Here is a 1448-nt window from a genome sequence, read left to right as displayed (position 1 = left end):
ATATCCTGCACGTTACCTCATATCTACCAACGTACAATAGCCTGAATAAATCAAAAAGCTTAAGTTAACTTCGTGCATTTTGTTACGAGGTAAATTATGGCGCGAATTGCGTTTACGGCTCCCCATCACAAAGCCAGTGAAACCGGTTTAGATATCCTTCGCCAAGGAGGAACGGCTTGTGAGGCTATGGTCGCAGCAGCGGCGATGATCGCAGTACAATATCCCCACATGAATAGTATTGGTGGGGATGGTTTTTGGCTTATTGCCGCTAAAGACAAACCGCCAGTTGCTATTGATGCGTGCGGATCTTCGGCGCAGAGTATTGCTCTGACGGATTATGACCCTGCCCAAGGATTACCACAGCAAGGTGGTGCCGCAGCACTGACGATGGCGGGAACCATTTCGGGTTGGCAAACGGCGTTGCAGCTCTTTTCATCAGGTATTTCTCTCTCAACCCTGCTTAGTCCTGCAATTCAAGCGGCAGAGCAAGGAATTCTTACCACTCCGAGTCTTGCCGCGGCAAGTCAGAAAACGTGGAACCGATTAGCCAAGTTAGAGCCTTTTGCACAGGTCTATTTGAGTCCTTTCCGAGATATGCTCAAAGTCGGTGACATTGTCACGCAAAAGGCGCTGGCGAAGACATTGACCCATTTATCCCAGTTTGGGCTTGACGCTTTTTACCAAGGCGAGTTAGCTCAACAAATGGCTAAAGAGTTGGAAGAGGCAGGAAGCCCCCTACGTTTAGCAGACTTTATCCAGCATAAAGCCAGTATCGTTACTCCGCTCACTCATAATATGTCCCAAGGCCAGTTCTATAATCTGGGGGCTCCGACTCAAGGATTAGCCTCGTTATTGATTCTGGGAATTTATGATCGACTGGCGCATCAGGCGAAATCGCAAGCCGATCATGTCCATCTGCTCATTGAAGCAACCAAAATTGCGTTTGATATTCGTAATCGAGCGGTTACTGATGAAAAATACATTCCGACCGCGCTGCAAAATTACCTCATTGCCGAACGAGTCGATAAACTTGCAGAGAAGGTAAATCTCTCTCAAGCTGCAGCTTGGCCGCAAAAAACGCAACTTGGTGATACTGTCTGGATGGGCGCAGTAGACCGATATGGCACTATGGTAAGTTTTATTCAAAGTATTTACTGGGAGTTTGGTAGTGGCGTCGTTCTGCCTTCTAGTGGAGTGCTCTGGAACATACGTAGCCAAAGTTTTTCTTTGGATCCCGAACACATCAATTGTCTGGCCTCACGTAAAAAGCCATTTCATACCTTGAATCCTGCCTATGCCGAGCTTAAAGATGGCCGAAGAATGGTTTACGGAACCATGGGCGGAGATGGCCAACCACAAACTCAAGCCTGTTTGATCAGTCGTTACCTATATCAAGGCGATTCACTGGAGCAATCGCTGTCTCTTATACACATAGCCGAGCCCACGAG

General features: G+C 47.7%; 1 protein-coding gene. It reads left to right on the top strand.

The features are described 5' to 3' along the window. Window positions 1-96: 96 nt before the first annotated feature. Window positions 97-1448, top strand: a 1352-nt coding sequence (locus GOU96_RS17400) for a gamma-glutamyltransferase family protein (RefSeq protein ID WP_324702055.1), incomplete at its 3' end; no start/stop codon positions are given.

Source organism: Vibrio sp. R-1 (genome assembly GCF_035615595.1).
In the GTDB taxonomy this organism is placed as follows: Bacteria; Pseudomonadota; Gammaproteobacteria; order Enterobacterales; family Vibrionaceae; genus Vibrio; species Vibrio cholerae.
Note: the sequence above shows the minus strand (reverse complement) of the source record. Positions and strands in the feature narration are given on the sequence as shown.